This window comes from Crossiella cryophila, from assembly GCF_014204915.1.
Classification (GTDB): Bacteria; Actinomycetota; Actinomycetes; order Mycobacteriales; family Pseudonocardiaceae; genus Crossiella; species Crossiella cryophila.
Window position 1 is genome coordinate 3,679,081 of record NZ_JACHMH010000001.1, and the last position, 16,652, is coordinate 3,695,732.

The window sequence follows — 16,652 nt, forward strand, 5'->3', positions numbered from 1 at the left end:
CGGGGACGACGAGGCCCACGCGCCTTCACCTCTACTACCAACCGGACCATCCCCGCTCGCGCGGGGACGACTCGGCCTCGGGGCCGTAGGTGCACAGCACCCAGGGACCATCCCCGCTCGCGCGGGGACGACGTCAGCCGCTCAAGCAGAGCGCCTGCGATGGCCGGACCATCCCCGCTCGCGCGGGGACGACGCCTCCAGCGCGACCAGCAGCGCGTGCGCCTGTGGACCATCCCCGCTCGCGCGGGGACGACCACCGTGAAGCCGATTTTGAAGTCGGCCGCGGCGGACCATCCCCGCTCGCGCGGGGACGACGCCCCGCGTGGATCGGCACGCTCCGCGTGCGAGGGACCATCCCCGCTCGCGCGGGGACGACCCCATTGATCCCGCCTGAACACGGCCGCACCGGGGACCATCCCCGCTCGCGCGGGGACGACGCCGCACCACAGGTCCGCGGCCGCAGACCAGCCGGACCATCCCCGCTCGCGCGGGGACGACGACTTCCGCCAGCTCTTTCCGGAGCTGGCGTACGGACCATCCCCGCTCGCGCGGGGACGACCCAGCAGCACCACTACCTGCCGTCCGCGACGTGGACCATCCCCGCTCGCGCGGGGACGACCATTGGCATGCCTACCTGCGGCGGCCCCGGCAGGGACCATCCCCGCTCGCGCGGGGACGACACTTCCTGACCTGCGAGTTTGCAGGCCGCTGGTCGGGTTTTCCTTCACTTTCATTGGCGGTGTCGGTCACCGTCGTCCGAAGCGTCGGCGTTTGCTGGCATCACTCCACCCCGGCTTGCCCGCCGTCCCCGCAGACTCGACCGACCGTGTTCCGGGAGCTGGGCGGAGCATGAGGTTGATGCCCTCGAAGTCCACCGGAACCCAGTTGTGGTCGTGCACCTGGAACGCCAGTCCCTGTTCGTTGTCGGCCTGGTGCACCATGATCGCCCGCCCGGTGCGCACCATCTCCACCACCCGCACCCACAACAACTCCCGCACCCGGCTGGTCGTGCGCCCGACGAACACCCCCGGCGAGATCTCCAGCAACCACCGGGTCAAATGTCCGCGCAGCCCGACCGGGCAGGCCGCGACCACGATCACCGTCACAGCTCCTCCCCGTAGGCGACCCCACCAGGAACGGCCCGGCCGTTGTCGTCCCAGAGCATCACCACATCCGCGCCGGCGAACGCCGCGTCCTCGAAGGCTTCCGGCCCGTACTCCACCAGCTCCTCCTCCGGGGTCAGCAGCGTCTTGATGTCGCGGACGCAGGTCTCCAGGAACGCTCCGCCGCGCATGCGGTCCCGGATCGCGCGGCGGGTGGCTGAGCCGATGTCGGCGACCTCGGCGGCGGCGATGTCGAAGGCGACCGGGATGCTGACCTGTGCCTTGTACAGGTCGGCGATGTCATAGACGAAGGACTTGACGTGCCCGGTGTGGACGAACCCCAGCCCGGGGGAACACCCCAGGGCCACGATCACCGCGTGCACGACCCCGTACAGGCTGGTGTGGGCCGCGGACAGCGCCTGGTTGACCGGAGTGCCGGCCTCGAAGTTGGCCGGGTCGTAGTCGCGGCGTTGCCAGTCGATGCCGACCCGGGCGGCGTGCTCGCGGTAGCTGCGCCGTACCCGGGCTCCTTCCCTGCCGCGCAACTGCTGCATGGTCAGCCCGCTGGTGTCCTCGCCGGGGAAACGCATCGCATACATCGCCCGCGCGACCTTCAACCGGGAGTTCCGGTTGGACACCAGCGCCGCCTGCGCTTGCAGCAGGGTGGTGGAGCGGGCCAGGGTGCGGCCGTGGGCGTAGTAGCGCACCCCGTGCTCGCCCACCCACACCGCGGTCGATCCGCATTCCCCGAGCAGCACCATGGCCTGCTGGCTGACGGTGGTTCCCGGGCCCAGCAGCAGCGCGCCGAGGGTGGCCGCGGGGATGTGCACGGTGCCGCGGGCGTCGGTGGCGGTGATCGCGTTGTCCTCCCGGTGCACGGTGCAGTGCTCCAGGTAGAGGAAGGACAGCCGGTCCTGGGCTCGGTGCAACTGGGAGAGCGGGACCGGTTTGGCGCCGGGCAGATCAGCCACGGCGCAGCGGGGCCAGGGTGAGCAGGCCGCAGCCGTAGCCCTTAGCCGGGCCGATCCCGTTGGTCAGGCTCTCCCTCAGCCGGTCGGGGTCGACGACTTCCAGACGGCCCTCGAACACCACGGTGGACAGCGACACCGTGGCGGACTTGCGCTCGAAGCGCACGACCTCCCGCCCGCGCACCGCCACATCCGGCTCCTTGTTCTCCCCCAAAGGGATGGTGAAGCCGAACTTGTCGGTGCGGGTGAGCAGCCAGTCGGTCTGCTGAGCGACAGTGACATGGTGGAACCGTTGCGAGCGCTGGGCATCCGGCGTTTTGCGGCCGCTGTGCACCGGGTTGGCCTTGAGCCGGAATCCCCACATCTGCCCCGCGGCCAGGCGGGTGAGGACCGGCTGGTACTCGCGGGTGTCCCAGCCGGTGGTGGTGGGCCAGCCGGCCTGCTCGATCAGGTGGGTCAGATCGGGGCGGTCCGGGCTGACCAGGTAGAGCTGGACCTGGTGCTCGGTCTGATCCAACCGCCACAACACCCTGCCCTGCCCAGTAGCCGAGGCGGCGTGGGGTGGGAAGGCGGCTTGGACGGCGCCGTGCAGCTTGTGCGGGGAGGCCAGCAGCGCGCGGGCGCCGCGGCGGGCCGGGTTGAGGGCGCAACGGGTGAAATACATCAGAATGGTTCCTCGAAGAAGGCCATCGGATCATGTCCGCCACCCGCCTGGGCCGCGGTCGGCATGGGGGAGCGGTGCATCGGGTTGGGGATGGTGACCGGGGTCTTGAGCACGCTGCGCCAGGCGTACTGGCGGTGCCGGGGATCGAAGCTGATCGGCTCGTCGCGCACCAGTTCCGCGCGGGCCTCGGTGGCGGGGCAGTCCGCGACGGTGTCCAGGGTGACCGTCGGTGCGCGGTGCTGCTTCTGCACCCATTTCGAGGCCAGCCACGGCGCATCGGCCAGCACCTGGGCGACGTCCCCGTCGTGCACCCCGTGCAGCAGTACCCCGGCGGGCGGGCAGGATCGGCGCCCCAGGAACAGCGGGAACGCCGGTGCCCGCAACGCCTGGGTCAGGGTCTCCAGCAGCGGGTCGGGGCCATACACGGCCACGGCGAAGACCGCGTCGGCGAGGTAGAAGCGGTAGGACAGTGGCATGGAGGTCTGCCCGTCCAGACTGCGGGCGGTCTGGAAGTCCCGTTCCAGCTGGCCGGGTTGTTCGATGCGGACTCCGATGCGCAGTTCCAGCAGCTCTTCGAGGGGGTCGGTGCGGCGGCGGCCGGTGGCCGCGGCCAGCAGACCGAGTACTCCGCTGCGGCTGGGGGCGCGGTCGGTGTTGCGGCGGGTGAAGCGGCTGCTGGTGCCCCAGGACTGCAACGGCGCGGCCAGCCGCAGCAGCAGGCAGCTCACGAGGTGGCCGCCAGCCGCTGACCGAGGAGTTCGCCGACCGCGCGCACGGCGGGCTCGAAGGTGGTGTGGGTGGCCAGCTCGGCCAAGGGGGCGATCTTCTTCTCCCCGATCCCGAAGGTCCAGGCCGCCACCGGGGTTTCGTCGAAGGCGGCGTGCAGGTCGCGGGCGTGCTCGGCCAGCTTGCCGATGGCGGTGTGCACCCGGCCGTGCTCGGCGTCGTCGGCCACCACTTCCTCGAAGGCCCCGACGAGGTTGATGGGCTGGCGCTGGCGCACCACGAGCAGCACGGCATCGGGCAGGGTGCGGTTGGCGAAGGTGTTCTGCTTGCCGGTGGGCATGCTGGTGATGAAGGCCCGGGTGAAGGCCTCCGCCGCGCGCACCGTGGCCGTGGCATCGCCGAGGTTCTCGCACAGGGCGTCGACATCCAGGGCGGCGTAGCGGTAGAGGGTGGAGGAGTTGAACTCCACCGTGCCGATCATCCCCGCCCCGGCGTCCTCGTCGTCGTTGTTCTCCTTGTTGTCATCCACCGCGGTGAAGTAGTCGTACTCGTTGTCCACCGCGTGCACGCTCAGCGCGTGGGCGACCTGGACGGCGGCCTCGACGTTGAGGTCGGTGGCCGAGGCGACCATCCGCCCGAACAACGCGATGTCCACCGAGTGCTCGCGATCGGCGCGGGTCTTGGCTTCCTGCTTGTTGATGCTCACCTTCCCGCTGCCGGCTTCGGTGGCAGCGGTGACGGCCAGCTCGGCGAGGGACTCGATCTGGCGGTGGCTGAGGAAGAGCAGGAACTCCGACTCCGGCAGCGCCCCGTCCTTGCGGGCGGCCTTGGTCTTGATGCCGATAGCGGTGAGCACCTCGGTGGCCAGCTCCGCGGCCCGCCCGTCCAATGCTGGTGCCTGCCGGGTGATCTCGGTGGCCAGTACCTCGACGACCTGACGGGTGCGCTTGCCGAGTTCGGAGGTGTCCAGGTGTGCGGGGAAAGCCTTGCGGGTGGCGCGTTTCCATGCCTGGCTGGACACCCGCGCGCGGCGGCGGCCGCCGTAGATGGCGGTCTTGGGGCTGCCGGTGTCGTCGCGGTTGATGTTGCTCGGCGGCACGCTCTGGATGATGTGCACGTCGAGGATGGTGCGTGGCATAGGGATGCTCCCCCTGTTCAGGCGGTGGTGTCGTCCCGCTCGGTGTCGATGTCGGTCGTGGTCGTGGTGCTGGTGGTGGTGCGGTAGAAGTCCCGGCCCCACCGCAGTCGCACGCTGGCCGCGCCGTCGGGGCGTTGCCAGCGCAGGAGTTCCTCGGCCAGCAGCCCGTAGTCCAAGGCGATGTCCTGGCTTCGCAACAGCTGCACCAGGCCGCGCAGGTGGTGCAGCAGCTCGGTGAAGCTCTCGGACGTGCCCAGGGTCTGGAAGCGCCGCAGCACCGGAGAGGGCGGGTCAGTGGGTTCCTGCGGGTGCAGTTGCCGCACGGCCGCACCGAGGCGGCGGCCTCGTTGGTGCATCCGCTTGCCCCGGGACTGCTGGTGGGTGGCGTAGAGGGTCAGCGCGGTGTGCGCGGCGATCTCCCCGGGAGTGGGGTCGTCTCCGGCGTCGGGGCTGGCGAAGGCGGGGGAGAGGGTGTAGCGCTGGACGTCGGCCACGCTCCCGGCGGGCTTGCCGACTGCCCGGCGCAACCGGGCCAGCGCGGCGACCTCGGCGGAGCGGTTGGCCAGCACCCCCTGCTGCAGGCTGAGAATGCGGCGATCAACCTCCACGCCGACCGCACCCAGTTCCGGCGCGGCCGTGGCAGTGGCGGGGCTTGCGGTCATGAGAACACCTCGATGGTCTGGGCCGCCAACGGCAGGGCAGTGCGAAGATCGAGCCGGAACCACTTGTCGGCCAACGGCGTGTTCATCAGGCGCTTGTCGACGGTCCGGCCCCGCCAGGCGGTCATCGGCGCCCGCTCCAGCAAGTCCTTGGCCACGGTGTGCGCGCACCCCCGCGCCTGGCGCTGCCAGAGCTGTTGGGCTGCAAGGGGGTCAGTGTCGGCGCGCAGCTCGCGCAGCCAGGACCGGAACAGCGGGTCCAGGGCGGCGAAGAGCTGCTCCCGGGCCCGGCTGACCGGTCCGTCGCGTTCGTCTCGTCCGCAGCCGGCCGCGCCAGCGAGGTTGCCCGCCAACCGGCCCACCGCCTTCGCGGTCTCCTCCGCGGCCTGCACACAGGCCACCGCGATAGCGGCCAGGCCGGTGGCGTCCCGGTGCAGCAGGATGGCGTGCAGGGGCAGTTGGTCGTCGAGGATGTCCTCGGTGGTGGAACTCTGGGAGCCGTAGGTCATGCCGATGGTGTGCAGCCGCACCGGCAGATCCGGGTCGATCTCGTTGCCCAGCCGGGCGATCCACTCCAGGACCTGCGGGGTCAGCGCGCTGGCCGCGCCCTGGCTCTGTGGGCGTTCCGCACCCGGCAGCAGCGACTGCAACCCACGCCAGACCGCCCGGTCGGGCAGGTGCTCCCGCGGCATGTACACCAGCGGCAGGCCCAGCTTCTTCTCCTGCGAGGTGCTGCGCCGCCAGGCGGTGTGCGGTTCGTGGTTGTGCTTGTTCTGCGGGGTCAGGCGCTCACCGTTGCAGATGAGCACCCCGGTGACCTCGGAAGCGGTGTAGGAGAGCAGAATCCGCCTGCTCTGCCAGGTGTAGAGGTCCACCCGACCGGTCGGCGCGCGGCCGCCGTCCTGCTCCTCACCCACGCCTACCGGGTCCCGCTCCCACGCCGGTAGGTCGGTCTCGGGGGTGCCGGTCAGGCCGGGGTGGTCGTAGGCGATGAGGTTGAGCAGCAACGTTTCCCGCAACGTGGCGCCCTCGGGGAGCACACCGCCGAGGTGCCCGGACCAGCCGATGCCGATCGGGTAGCCCTTGCCGCCCTTGACTCGTTTGTCCCCGACGGCGCCGGACTTGATCCCGGAGGGGTCGAAGGCCTGGCAGTGCACCAGCCACCGCGCTGCCTCCGGGAAGGACAGCGACGGGATCCCGCCGAGGCGGGTGGTGAAAAAGGGGTGCCCGTTGGGGACATCGGCGATGAGCTTGGCCAGCTCGGAGACCTCGCCCTTGGCGGTGTGCAGCCCGGCGACCTGGAAGAACGGGGCCTGCGGGGCGAGCAGGTCGAAGCGTTGCCGGTGCTGGTGCAGGTAGCCGGTGATCTGGTGGGCGGGCAGTTCGGGTTGCTGCCACAGCTTTTCCCAGGCGTCGAGGTCGCGGGGGCCATCGACCGCGCGGTGCAGGATCGCCAGCAGCAGTCGGGTGAGGGAGAAGACCTGGGTCGGGACGTCACCGAGCAGGGCGGCCAGTTCGTGGGCGCGACCGAACACCTCGGTCAGGGACAGCTCTTCCCGTCTGCCGGTCGTAGTGCGCACGGGGAGCCAGGGGTGGTCGATCAGGTTGAACGACAACGGGTCAGGCCCGCTCATGGATCAGTCCTCGTCGCGGATCGTAGGTCAGGGTGAAGGCGATCTCGCCGTGCCGGAGCACGGCCTTGCGGTTCTCATCCAGGACCAGCACCAGCTGCCCCTTGAGTAGCGGGGTGAGCTGGAAGCTGGTGAAGTAGTTGGTCTCCAGCGCCAGGGTCACCGCGGCGATGACGCCGGGATGGCTCAGCGCCAAGGGCAGTCGCAGCGAGCAGGCCGCGATCACCGCAGCCTGCCGGGCCGGCACCGCCAGGTCGACGGGAACAGGTTCGCCGCCACCGCGGGCGATCCACTCCGGGGTCACCAGGCCACCGGCGGAATCACGTTGCACGACAAGGACTTCCAGGGACTCCGCCCCGTCACGCACCTGCGCCAGCCCGGTGTGATCGTCATCAGCATCGCCGACCCCGGCCGCCACCCAGCTGACCAACGACCTATCCGTCGGCGGCCCAAGGCGGAAGTCCCCTGCTGCTGCGGTCCGCCGGGATTCGGCCGCTGCTGCCTGGTGCTCAGCGGCCTGCATGTGCTCCTGCCAGGTGACCGGGCCCAGCGGCTGCTCGCCGTAGGCCTGCTGCACCAACGGGGAAATGTCCCGGGGCAGCACGACCTCGGCCCGCCCGGCCAACAGCGCGGCCGCGCGCAGCAAGGTGTGGTCCCCGTAGACCCGCCGGGACCCCGCCACCGCCTGCACCGGCGCGGCATCCCAATCCCCGACTCCGACCAGCGCACACCGCGCCTGCCGCAACGGGTCCGGCCGGTCGCGGAGGTGGCGGTGCAACCGCCCCAGGCGCTGCAACACCAGATCCATCGGCGCCAGGTCGGTGACCATCAGGTCGAAGTCCACGTCCAGGGACTGCTCCACCACCTGCGAGGCCACCACGATGTGCAGCCCAGGCCGCTGCCCCCGTGGACCGAACTGCCGGAGCAGGGACTGGTCGATGCGGGCACGGTCGCAGGCCAGGAACCGGGAGTGGTTGATCGTGACCTGCCCGGCACCGAACTCCTCTTCCAGGCGCTGCGCGGTCTCCTGCACCCGGGTGACGGTGTTGCGCACCACCACCGCACACCCGCCCTGCGCCAAGCGCACGCGCAGGTAGGCCACCAGCGTGTCCAGGTCATCAGCAAGGTGATTCAGGACCACCGTGCTGTCCTCCCCGCCGGCGGGGACCGTGACCGGGGCCAGCCCGCCGGAGCTGACCAGCACCGGATAACCCAGCTCTGCAGCCACCGCGGGGTTGGCCTGACCGTCATAGGAAGCCAGGAGCTGGGCGCGCCGCGCCGCGGGCAACGTCGCCGAGAGCAACACCACCGGAACCCGGTAGGCCCCCAACCACTCCAGCACCCGCAGCAGGTACTGCGACATGAACACGTCGTAGGCGTGCACCTCATCGATGATCACGACCTTGCCGGCCAACCCCAGATGCCGCAGCATCAAGTGCTTGCTCTTCAACCCGGCGAAGAGGATCTGGTCGATCGTGCCCACCACGAAGGAGGCCAGCACCCCCTTCTTCCGGCCGCGCAGCCACTGGTGCGCCACGATCGCACCGCTGTCCTGCTCTTCGTCGACGCTGGCGAAGTACCCGGCCCGCACCAGCCCGGCGAACTCCTCGTTCAGGCTGGCCTTGCCGTGCGCCAACGTCACACTAACCTCACCGCCGGGGCGGGGCAGGTGCTCCAGCCAGGTGTGCACCCGGGAGAACATTGCGTCGGTGGTCGCCTGGGTCGGCAACGCCACGAAACAGCCCCCGGCACCGGAACGGGCGGCCAGGACTTCCGCGGCCAGCAGCGCTGCCTCGGTCTTGCCGTTGCCCATCGGTGCCTCGATGATCAGCAACCCGGGCCGCTCCTGCCGCCGGGCAAGCTCAACCGCGGCCACCTGCACCGGACGCGCACGGGCGTTGGGATGGGCGAACCGCTGGCCGAACAACACCTCCGCGTCCACACCCGGCAGCTCCGCACTCCACGGCCCCGGTAGATCCAGCTGCTGCCAGGCGTGTTCGAGCCGCGCCGCGGTGTCCATCGGGCGGGGAGGCTCGTGTGCGGCCAGCAACGGGAACAGGTCGGTGTTGGAGGCGATCCAGTCGGCCACGATCACCAGCCCGGTGAGCAACACCTGGCTGGGCAGGCTCAACTGCACATCCCGCCACCGCGCCCAGTCGATTGTGGCGTCGGCCCGTTCCAGAAAGTGCTCCCGGGCCCGCTTCCACACCCCGGTACCGGCCAGCTCCGGACGTTGCCGCACGAGCTGGAGTTGTCGTTCTTCGGGTGGAACACCGTGATGGCTGCCCACGATCACGGCCAGCTGCGCGGCCAATCCCCGCCGCGGCAGTCCATGCCGACCCGCCAACCACTCCCGGACCGCCACATGCCCCACCAGGGCGTGGGTGACCGCGCTGCGCTGACGATCGTGGGCCAGCAAAGGAGAAGCGCTCAGTCCACTGCCGCGCATGCGGTCAGCCAGAGCAGGAACCTGCACCGCGAAGGCGGGACTGGCCTTGCCGACATCGTGCACGCGGGTCAGCCACTCCAGCAGCACCCGCACCTCGTCGAGATCGCCCCGGACATCCCGCGCCACGGTGTCGAGGACCTGGCGGGGCACCCAGCTCTCCAGCAGACGTCGGGCTACCGCGCCGGTGTCGTCGAGGTGCTGGTGCAGTGGGAGCCAGTGGGTCAAGGCGCCGTGCTCGTCGCGGACGGATTTTGCCCATACCGCAAGCAATTTGGCATCGGCGGGTGCGGCGTGGTCGTTGGTGGGCCGGAGGGATTGGGACACGCTTGTGTGTAGACGGAACACGCTTTGTCGTTAGCGGCGGCAGCCGCGATTCGCACGATCAGCTGCTACCGACGCGTTTCCCTGCGCCGCAGTGCTGACGGTGGTACTGCCCGCGCGGAAGGGCAGAAGGCAGGTCGCCTGGCAATGGGTCATGGGCGGATCGCCGGACCGGTCATCACATCCAGCAAGCCGCGGCCGTTCGGACCAACTCCGCTCGCGCGGGGACGACAAGGGCGTGATCTGGACCCTGGACGAAGAGGAGGGACCACCCCGCTTGCGCGGGGACGACCCGCTTCACAGAGGACGCGGATCTCCTGGGCCGGGACCAACCCCGCGTGCGCTGGGACGACGGCGCGGACGGCGGCGAGCAGGTCACCATGGAACGGGCCAACCCTGCGTGCGCGGGGACGACATGAAGGCCCGCAAGGTCGGCATCACCCTGCTGGGACCACCCCGTTCGCGCGGGGACGACTGGCCGGAACGCGGGGGTTCACCACCAACCGCCGGACCACCCCCGCTTGCGCGGGGACGACACGATCTCGGGCAGAAGACCTGCTCCGACCGCCGGACCACCCCCGCTCGCGCGGGGATGACGAGGTCGCCACGACCGTTGCCGATGCCCAGGAGGGACCACCCTCGCTCGCGCGGGGATGACACCACGAGCAGGACCCGCAGCGTGCTGTAGCCCGGACCACCTCGCTCGCGCGGGGACGACGCGCAGGAACGGCTGTACCACCAAGACGCACAGGGACCAACCCCGCGTGCGCGGGGACGACAACCCGTACCTCAACCTCAACCCCGGCACCGGGGGACCAACCCCGCGTGCGCGGGGACGACGCTCGGCGTCGCTGTCCTGCCCGGGTACGTGCGCGGGAACAACCCCGCGTGCGCGGGGACGACGGCTCAGTGCTGCCGGATCGGACCATCCTCGCTCGTGCGGGGACGACCCAGTGATGGTGACCGTCTGGACCTCGTTGCTGGGACCACCCCCGCTCACGCGGGGACGACGGCTCGGCCGTCGACAGCCAGGGCGCGGCGGCGGGACCACCCTCGCTCGCGCGGGGACGACACGCTCGGCGCCCTAGCCCTGTCCCTCATCTCGGGACCACTCCCGCTCGTGCGGGGACGACTCCTCATCATCGTCCGCCTCCCCCGGGGACGTTGGACCACCCCCGCTCGTGCGGGGACGACGGCTGAAGCCTGCGAACCCCGACGCGTTCCGGGGGACCACCCCCGCTCGCGCGGGGACGACGACTTCGGATCGGTCATCGACACAGCGCCGATCGGACCACCCCCGCTCGTGCGGGGACGACGTCGACTCGCTGGAGGACGTCTTCCTCCCAGTCGGACCACCCCCGCTCGCGCGGGGACGATGGGTTAGCCTTGATCAGCTCATCCTCGTACTTGGGACCACCCCCGCTCGCGCGGGGACGACTCCGAGACAGTGCAAGCCGTGGTCACCGTGACGGGACCACCCCCGCTCGCGCGGGGACGGCACGGCGACCTGTCTGGCCGCCGGGGAGAGCTGCGGACCACCCCCGCTCGCGCGGGGACGACGGTTGGCGAACAAGCACCGGCCGACCGGCGACCGGACCACCCCCGCTCGCGCGGGGACGACTCCGGGAACCGGCGGCGCAGGTTCTCCTCCGCCGGACCACCCCCGCTCGCGCGGGGACGACCCGCGCACTGCGACCTGCACTACGGCAACCTGGGACCACCCCCGCTCGCGCGGGGACGACTTCCGCGCGTGCGGCCTCAGCTGCTCGCGACAGGGACCACCCCCGCTCGCGCGGGGACGACCGGTACCGGAAAACTTTGGCGCGTTCCCACTCGGGACCACCCCCGCTCGCGCGGGGACGACACTTCTTGACCAGGGACGATACCGCGCCCGGACCCATTTCAGCATCGGTTTCGTTCCGGGCCGATTCACGCGACGTCGCGGCCGCATCGCGGCTCTGCTGCTCGGACCAAGCGAACCTTAAGCGCGGTCGACGAGCAGGAGCTTGCAGAGGTGGCCGACGGAAGGCACGGCATGAGGGTGGGTGTTGCCGGGCCAACTGGCCCGGCAACACCCAGGGGTGCACCAGCTCTACGCGCACCTCACCCGCAACCGCTAGCCGAGAACCCGGTCCTGGCGGACTACGTCTTCCAGGACCTGCCGCACCAGGTGCGGCAACAGTTCCGGTTGCTCCGGCGGCACCGCCACGACGGCAGGCACGACCTCGCTGAGCAGTTCGTGGTCGGCCTCGGCGAGACCGACGGCCAGCACCAGCACGTCCTCGTCGAGTTTGGCGACCTCGGCCGCGGCGGCCGGTAGGTGCTCATCTAGACGGGCATCGGTGATGATCAGGAGCAGTCGGCGGGTTCGGCGATCAGCCTGCACGGCGGCGAACTGGTCGCGCGCCCAGGTGATCGCTGGCCGCAGACAGGTGCCGTCGCCGATGGACTGGGCGTGCACCAACAACTTCCGGGCGGTGGCAACAGGACTGGCGTCGGCGAGGTTGCGGATGACCATGACCTCGTCGGCGAATCCGGCTATGCCGAAGTCGATCAGCCCGTCGAGCCTGGCTGCGGTCTCCAGCATTGCCGCCGCGGTGGCGAAGGCCATCGGCGCGGACTCGGGCAGATCCGTCAGCATTGATCCGGAGCAGTCCACCAGCGTTACGCACTGGATGCGGTAAGGCCGGCGAGCGCTGGGAACGTTCGCCAGCCAGATTGGTGGTGCGTGCTCGACCGCGTGGTGGGCGTTGACGAAGATGCGGCCGGCTTGCCGCTCCAGGTCTAGGCTGGATCCCGAGGTGCTGCGGCACCGTTGGTGCGCGGGCGCGGTGAGCAGCGGTCGTAGGATGTCGACGAAGTGCTGAGCCAACAGCGGAACGAGATGTTCCTGCCGCACAACAATATCCGACCAGTCCGGGGTGCGGAGGATCTTGGCCCACTCCTCTGGCTGGCTGACCAGTTCGTTGCGTGCTGGAACGTTCGCCAGATCCCGGTGGTACTGCGAAACCGCACGCCTGTACGAGTCGAATCGAAGGGCTTCGCGCCCGATCTGTCTGGGGACGGCCTCTGGCGGCAGCCTGTGCTGCACGGGTTCTCGGCTCATGCAGCACGGTGTGCGGGGACTGTCGCGCAGGAGATCGAACAGTAGGCGCTCGAACTCCTCGCGGGTCAGAGATTCTCCTTCCTCTGTGTGTTGCCGTCGGTCGTGTGCCCACTGCCACAGGATGTCCAGCAGCTCTTCGGCCAGTTGTGCTTCCTGGCGCCAGGAGGTGTGCCTGGCCTGGACCAGAACCGAGGCCATCCGTGGCCACACCGAGGCGAATACGGCGTCAGCCGGGCTGTCGGTTTCGGTGCCGTCGGCGCAGCGGAGGCGACCGCAACGCATGATCATCAATCCCCAGGACAGCAGGCGCACGGCGTCTTCGACCACCGAGCTGTCGGCGGCGGCGTCGGCCGGTTCGCCGCAGGGCTCCAGGAGGATCTGGTAGGCCAGTTCCCGGTTGAGCGGCCAGTTGTTGAGGCTGTCCAGCACCGGCAGGTAGTCGCCGCGGATGTCGGCCAGGATGTTGCCCACGATGCCGGGCAACGTGGTCGTCGGCAGCGGCTGATGGCCTTGGGTAGTTTCCCAGGCGTGCATGGCCTCGTGGCCGGCCAGGTAGGCGATCATCTGGTACTGCAACGGTGCAGTGAGTTCCTCCCACACGGGCGTGCAGAAACGGGCTGCCAGGTTCCATGCGACGGGGAAGTCCACCGTGAAGCCCAGTGGATTGCGCCCGGTCGCTGGTTGTTCTGCGGGCCGGATGAACACCCGGTGGCCGGGCACGAGAATGCTGAAGGCCCGTCGCAGTACGGGTTCGTACTCGTTCATTCGACCTTGCCGCCGATCTCGGGGAAGGCCGCCTGGAGTTGCTGGTCGGACACCAGCGAACCGAAGGGGAACTGCGTCACCTTGGGCTTGCCCCAGCCGCTGTGCCCGTGCACCAGGGACAGCGCGTGCAGCGCAAGCGCGGGATCGCGCGGCAACTTGCCGGCGAAGATGCCTACGGCGATCTCGTTCGGTGGGTCGCCGAAGGCTCGTCGCTCGACGGCTTCCCGCACCGTGCGAGTGCCCCAGGTATGCCGGGAGCCAAGTAGCTGGTCGTTGTTGAGCTGGCACACCGTTGTCGCCACGAGGTTGGCGAAGGCGGCCAACTCCTTCAGCGCGTTCTCCTTCTTGTCCAACGGGGCCAGGCCGCGGCGCACCAGTTCGTGCAGAACCCGGCTACCTGCCCGGAATCCGTCCTCGGCCAAGGCGTTCTGGCTGAGTTGCGGCACGGGCAACACCGTCCAGCGTTCCAGCCACTTCGCGCCGAAGTCGAAACTCGGCCGGTTCGTTGTGACACCGATCAATGCCTGCGGATCCAGGGGAACGTCAATCGCGCCGCCGGTGATCGGGTAGTAGGCCCGCAGGCGGGTGGCGGTCGGGTTGAGCAACGGCTCGATCGCGTCGAGCACGTCCATTCGATCCGCCCATCGGTGCAAGTCCACCAGTTCGATCACGCACGGCTGCTGGACCGCCTGCACGAGCAGGCTGTGGTGCAGGACCGTGGCCCCGCTCTCCAGCCCGACGCGGAACAGTTCGACCTGCTCTGGGCTGTTGACGGTCAGGTAGGGAACGCCGCGGCGGGCGGCGATCCTGGCCAGGGTGGCGGACTTGCCGCTGCCGGAAGGACCGGAGAGCAGAAAGACTCGACGCTCCAGGGCGGTGAGATTCTCCATCTGCTGCTCGACCGCCTCGTTGGTGACGGCTCGGGCAAGTGAACCGGTATCCGGGATCCGTTCGCACAGTTCCTTTGACCAACAGGCATTCGGTTGCAGTGGCGGGACTTGGACCGGCCGGAGTGCGGCGGCTGCCGGGTGCCAGCGCATGAGCACCGGGATGAAGATCAGACGATCTTCATCGGTGAACTCGGCCTCCTCTGACACGCCGCTGCTGAGGGTGAACCTGTCGATGTTGTTCATCGCCTCGCGCACGGCGGCGCCAGCGGCGCCGTCGAGCTGCATGCCGGCCTCCAACAACGCCTCGTGGTGCTTGCACGGTTGGATGACGCAGTCGGCGTCGCAGTAGAGGCTGATCCCGGAGGGCTGCCACATCAGCACCAGTTCGGCAGTTGCGGGCTCGCCATGGGAGTGGCGAACCACGACCCGGACGATCGTGTCCCGTTTGGATTGGGGATCGGCGAACGTCGCGGTCAGTTCCACCTTGGCGGCCGTGTCGGTCTCGATCAGCCGGGTTGAGCTATCGCCCAGGTGGAGCCACAGGGCCTTTGCCTTGCGCCGTCGCGCCAGGTACTTGATTCCGTACATGATGATCCCTGGCACGCCAGAGCCCCGCGATCGGTCCCGATCCGGGGCAGCCAGGGGTTGCCACCGCCTTCCAGCGGTTGCGGGAACGCCCTGGCGCAGGCGCCGTTCGGGTACGCGTTGTTGAGCTGTCAACGTGCGGGTTCACGCGGTGGGCGCGAACACCAACTCAGGTAACGCGGGCCCGTCAGCGGTGCCGGCGCTCCGGGGTGGAACTTGGTGCCACCCGACCGTCACCGCTCACCGTGACTCCGGCAACCCGATCGCGCGGAGAGCGGCGGCGAATCGCCCGGTGGTGAACACCAGCGAGTTCGGGGAGAGGTTGTAGGCCTGACCGACGACGCCAAGGAGCACGTCGATCCAGCTGCGCAGATCTCCCGCCGCGGTCTTGTCCGCCGTGGGTTGGTTGGCGGCGACCAGGTCGTCGAGTTCGGCCTGCATGCGACCGTTCTGGGCCTCCTGCAGCAGCGAGGAGGGCAACGGCGAGCGTTCCTGCCCTTGGAGAGGCTTGATCGCGCGGTAGAGGAGGTCCTCCAGCGAGTCGATCTTGCTGGGTGCCAGGTTCAACGCGGTGGTGACGCGGTGGGTGAGGGTCGTGGCCAGCGCTTGTGTGATGTCGTCGGAGTCCACCAGACACCCCTGGTCTCGGCGTGGTAGGCCTGTCGAGGGTAGCTGGCAAGGGAGTGGGGCGCCGCTCGCCACCGCGACCCCGGCTGGCGGAAGTTGGCGGCGGACTCGCTTTCGGTGAACATGGGCAGGATCGGGCCATTGGCCGCCGGCTGCTCAGGCGTTGTTGGTTCGGACATGGGGCTGGTCTCCTGGTCGTTGGTGGACCTGGTGCACCAGGTGCGGGTCTCAGGGCCAGGCTGGACTCCGGGTGACGTACGGTCCGGCCAGCAGCACGGCGCCCAACCGGTCCTCCAGCTGCGCGGTGCGCGCCGCGCCCGTCCCTGTGAGCACGAGTACGCCGGTCAGGGTGAACAGGTCCTCGATCTTGCGTGGCAGGACCAGCACTTCGGCGGCGCCGTGCATGATCAGGCCGAGTAGCAACTCGGCGATGAACAAGGAGATCGCGCAGCGCCGCGTGAGGAGGGTGGCAATCCGTCCGTAGGCCGCGGAGTGGCGGTGCAGAGCGGCGTCGTAGTGCCGACGGCGGCATCGGGCAGCCACCGGCCGGCCTCCGACAGGTGCGTCACGACGGCCAGCACGGCAAGTTCCGTGCCGTGGTCGGCCGCACTGTGCGGATGACATTCGCCAAGAACCACCGCTCGCTGAGCCGGGCATTGGTCGCCGCAGGCTCGGCACGCGCTGGCCAGGACCGGCGGCGGTGGCTGAGGAGATGTTCGCCGCCAGGAGGAACCGGTGGGGGTCGTCCGGTGCGCAGATCGGGCAGGGCTCGCTGTTCGGGGTGGACGTCACGATCAACCTGTTCTCCGGATCGGGATCACGTTGACGGCCTTCGGTTCGAGGCCGCGAAGTGACTGCCTCGCGCGGAACTGGCCGACGTGCGCACAGCCCTACTGCGGGCACGGGATCAGGCTGTGCACGCTTTGCCCGCTCGCGAGGGGCCCCACACGTTCTTGCCGCCGGTGTTCTGGCACGCCGGGCGAATCCCTAGGGTGGCAGGCACGGAGGGCACCTCGCCTT

General features: G+C 69.7%; 12 protein-coding genes and 1 CRISPR repeat array (1 of these 13 running past the window's edge). All 12 genes read right to left on the reverse strand.

Translation table 11 applies throughout. The features are described 5' to 3' along the window. Nucleotides 1-680: a CRISPR direct-repeat array (repeat unit 28 nt; unit sequence GGACCATCCCCGCTCGCGCGGGGACGAC) (it extends 1,117 nt beyond the left edge of the window). A 66-nt stretch (nucleotides 681-746) separates the two neighbouring features. The 12 genes from cas2e to HNR67_RS16645 all read right to left on the reverse strand — a co-directional run bounded on the left by cas2e (nucleotide 747) and on the right by HNR67_RS16645 (nucleotide 16,175). Continuing rightward, nucleotides 747-1,106, reverse strand: coding sequence for a type I-E CRISPR-associated endoribonuclease Cas2e (gene cas2e, locus HNR67_RS16590; protein WP_185003116.1), 360 nt, complete (start codon nucleotides 1,104-1,106; stop codon nucleotides 747-749). Further along, nucleotides 1,103-2,074, reverse strand: coding sequence for a type I-E CRISPR-associated endonuclease Cas1e (cas1e, locus tag HNR67_RS16595; protein ID WP_185003118.1), 972 nt, complete (start codon nucleotides 2,072-2,074; stop codon nucleotides 1,103-1,105). Before cas1e ends, cas2e begins: the two co-directional genes overlap by 4 nt. Then, nucleotides 2,067-2,735, reverse strand: a complete 669-nt coding sequence (gene cas6e / locus HNR67_RS16600) for a type I-E CRISPR-associated protein Cas6/Cse3/CasE (RefSeq protein WP_185003120.1) — start codon at nucleotides 2,733-2,735, stop codon at nucleotides 2,067-2,069. Before cas6e ends, cas1e begins: the two co-directional genes overlap by 8 nt. Next, complete coding sequence (cas5e, locus tag HNR67_RS16605) at nucleotides 2,735-3,463, reverse strand: type I-E CRISPR-associated protein Cas5/CasD (RefSeq protein ID WP_185003122.1); 729 nt, start codon at nucleotides 3,461-3,463, stop codon at nucleotides 2,735-2,737. Before cas5e ends, cas6e begins: the two co-directional genes overlap by 1 nt. Continuing rightward, complete coding sequence (gene cas7e, locus HNR67_RS16610; protein WP_185003123.1) at nucleotides 3,460-4,599, reverse strand: type I-E CRISPR-associated protein Cas7/Cse4/CasC; 1,140 nt, start codon at nucleotides 4,597-4,599, stop codon at nucleotides 3,460-3,462. Before cas7e ends, cas5e begins: the two co-directional genes overlap by 4 nt. A gap of 17 nt (nucleotides 4,600-4,616) precedes the next feature. Further along, nucleotides 4,617-5,261 (reverse strand): type I-E CRISPR-associated protein Cse2/CasB, encoded by a 645-nt coding sequence (gene casB, locus HNR67_RS16615; protein WP_185003125.1) that lies wholly within the window; start codon nucleotides 5,259-5,261, stop codon nucleotides 4,617-4,619. After that, the gene (gene casA, locus HNR67_RS16620) at nucleotides 5,258-6,892 is read right to left on the reverse strand and encodes a type I-E CRISPR-associated protein Cse1/CasA (RefSeq protein WP_185003127.1); all 1,635 of its coding nucleotides are present in this window, start codon (nucleotides 6,890-6,892) and stop codon (nucleotides 5,258-5,260) included. Before casA ends, casB begins: the two co-directional genes overlap by 4 nt. Next, nucleotides 6,879-9,662, reverse strand: a complete 2,784-nt coding sequence (cas3, locus tag HNR67_RS16625; protein WP_312987419.1) for a CRISPR-associated helicase Cas3' — start codon at nucleotides 9,660-9,662, stop codon at nucleotides 6,879-6,881. The genes casA and cas3 overlap by 14 nt, the downstream gene beginning before the upstream one ends. A 2,113-nt stretch (nucleotides 9,663-11,775) precedes the next feature. Further along, nucleotides 11,776-13,530: a vWA domain-containing protein gene (locus HNR67_RS16630; protein ID WP_185003129.1), complete on the reverse strand. Its 1,755-nt coding sequence runs from the start codon at nucleotides 13,528-13,530 to the stop codon at nucleotides 11,776-11,778. Then, a complete protein-coding gene (locus HNR67_RS46250) occupies nucleotides 13,527-15,023 on the reverse strand; it encodes an AAA family ATPase (protein WP_185003131.1) in 1,497 nt (498 codons plus the stop codon). Before HNR67_RS46250 ends, HNR67_RS16630 begins: the two co-directional genes overlap by 4 nt. Before the next feature lie 222 nt (nucleotides 15,024-15,245). Further along, nucleotides 15,246-15,635, reverse strand: a complete 390-nt coding sequence (locus HNR67_RS16640; protein WP_185003133.1) for a hypothetical protein — start codon at nucleotides 15,633-15,635, stop codon at nucleotides 15,246-15,248. A gap of 225 nt (nucleotides 15,636-15,860) precedes the next feature. Next, entirely contained in the window at nucleotides 15,861-16,175 is a 315-nt protein-coding gene (locus HNR67_RS16645; RefSeq protein WP_185003134.1) for a hypothetical protein, read from the reverse strand. Nucleotides 16,176-16,652: the final 477 nt, after the last annotated feature.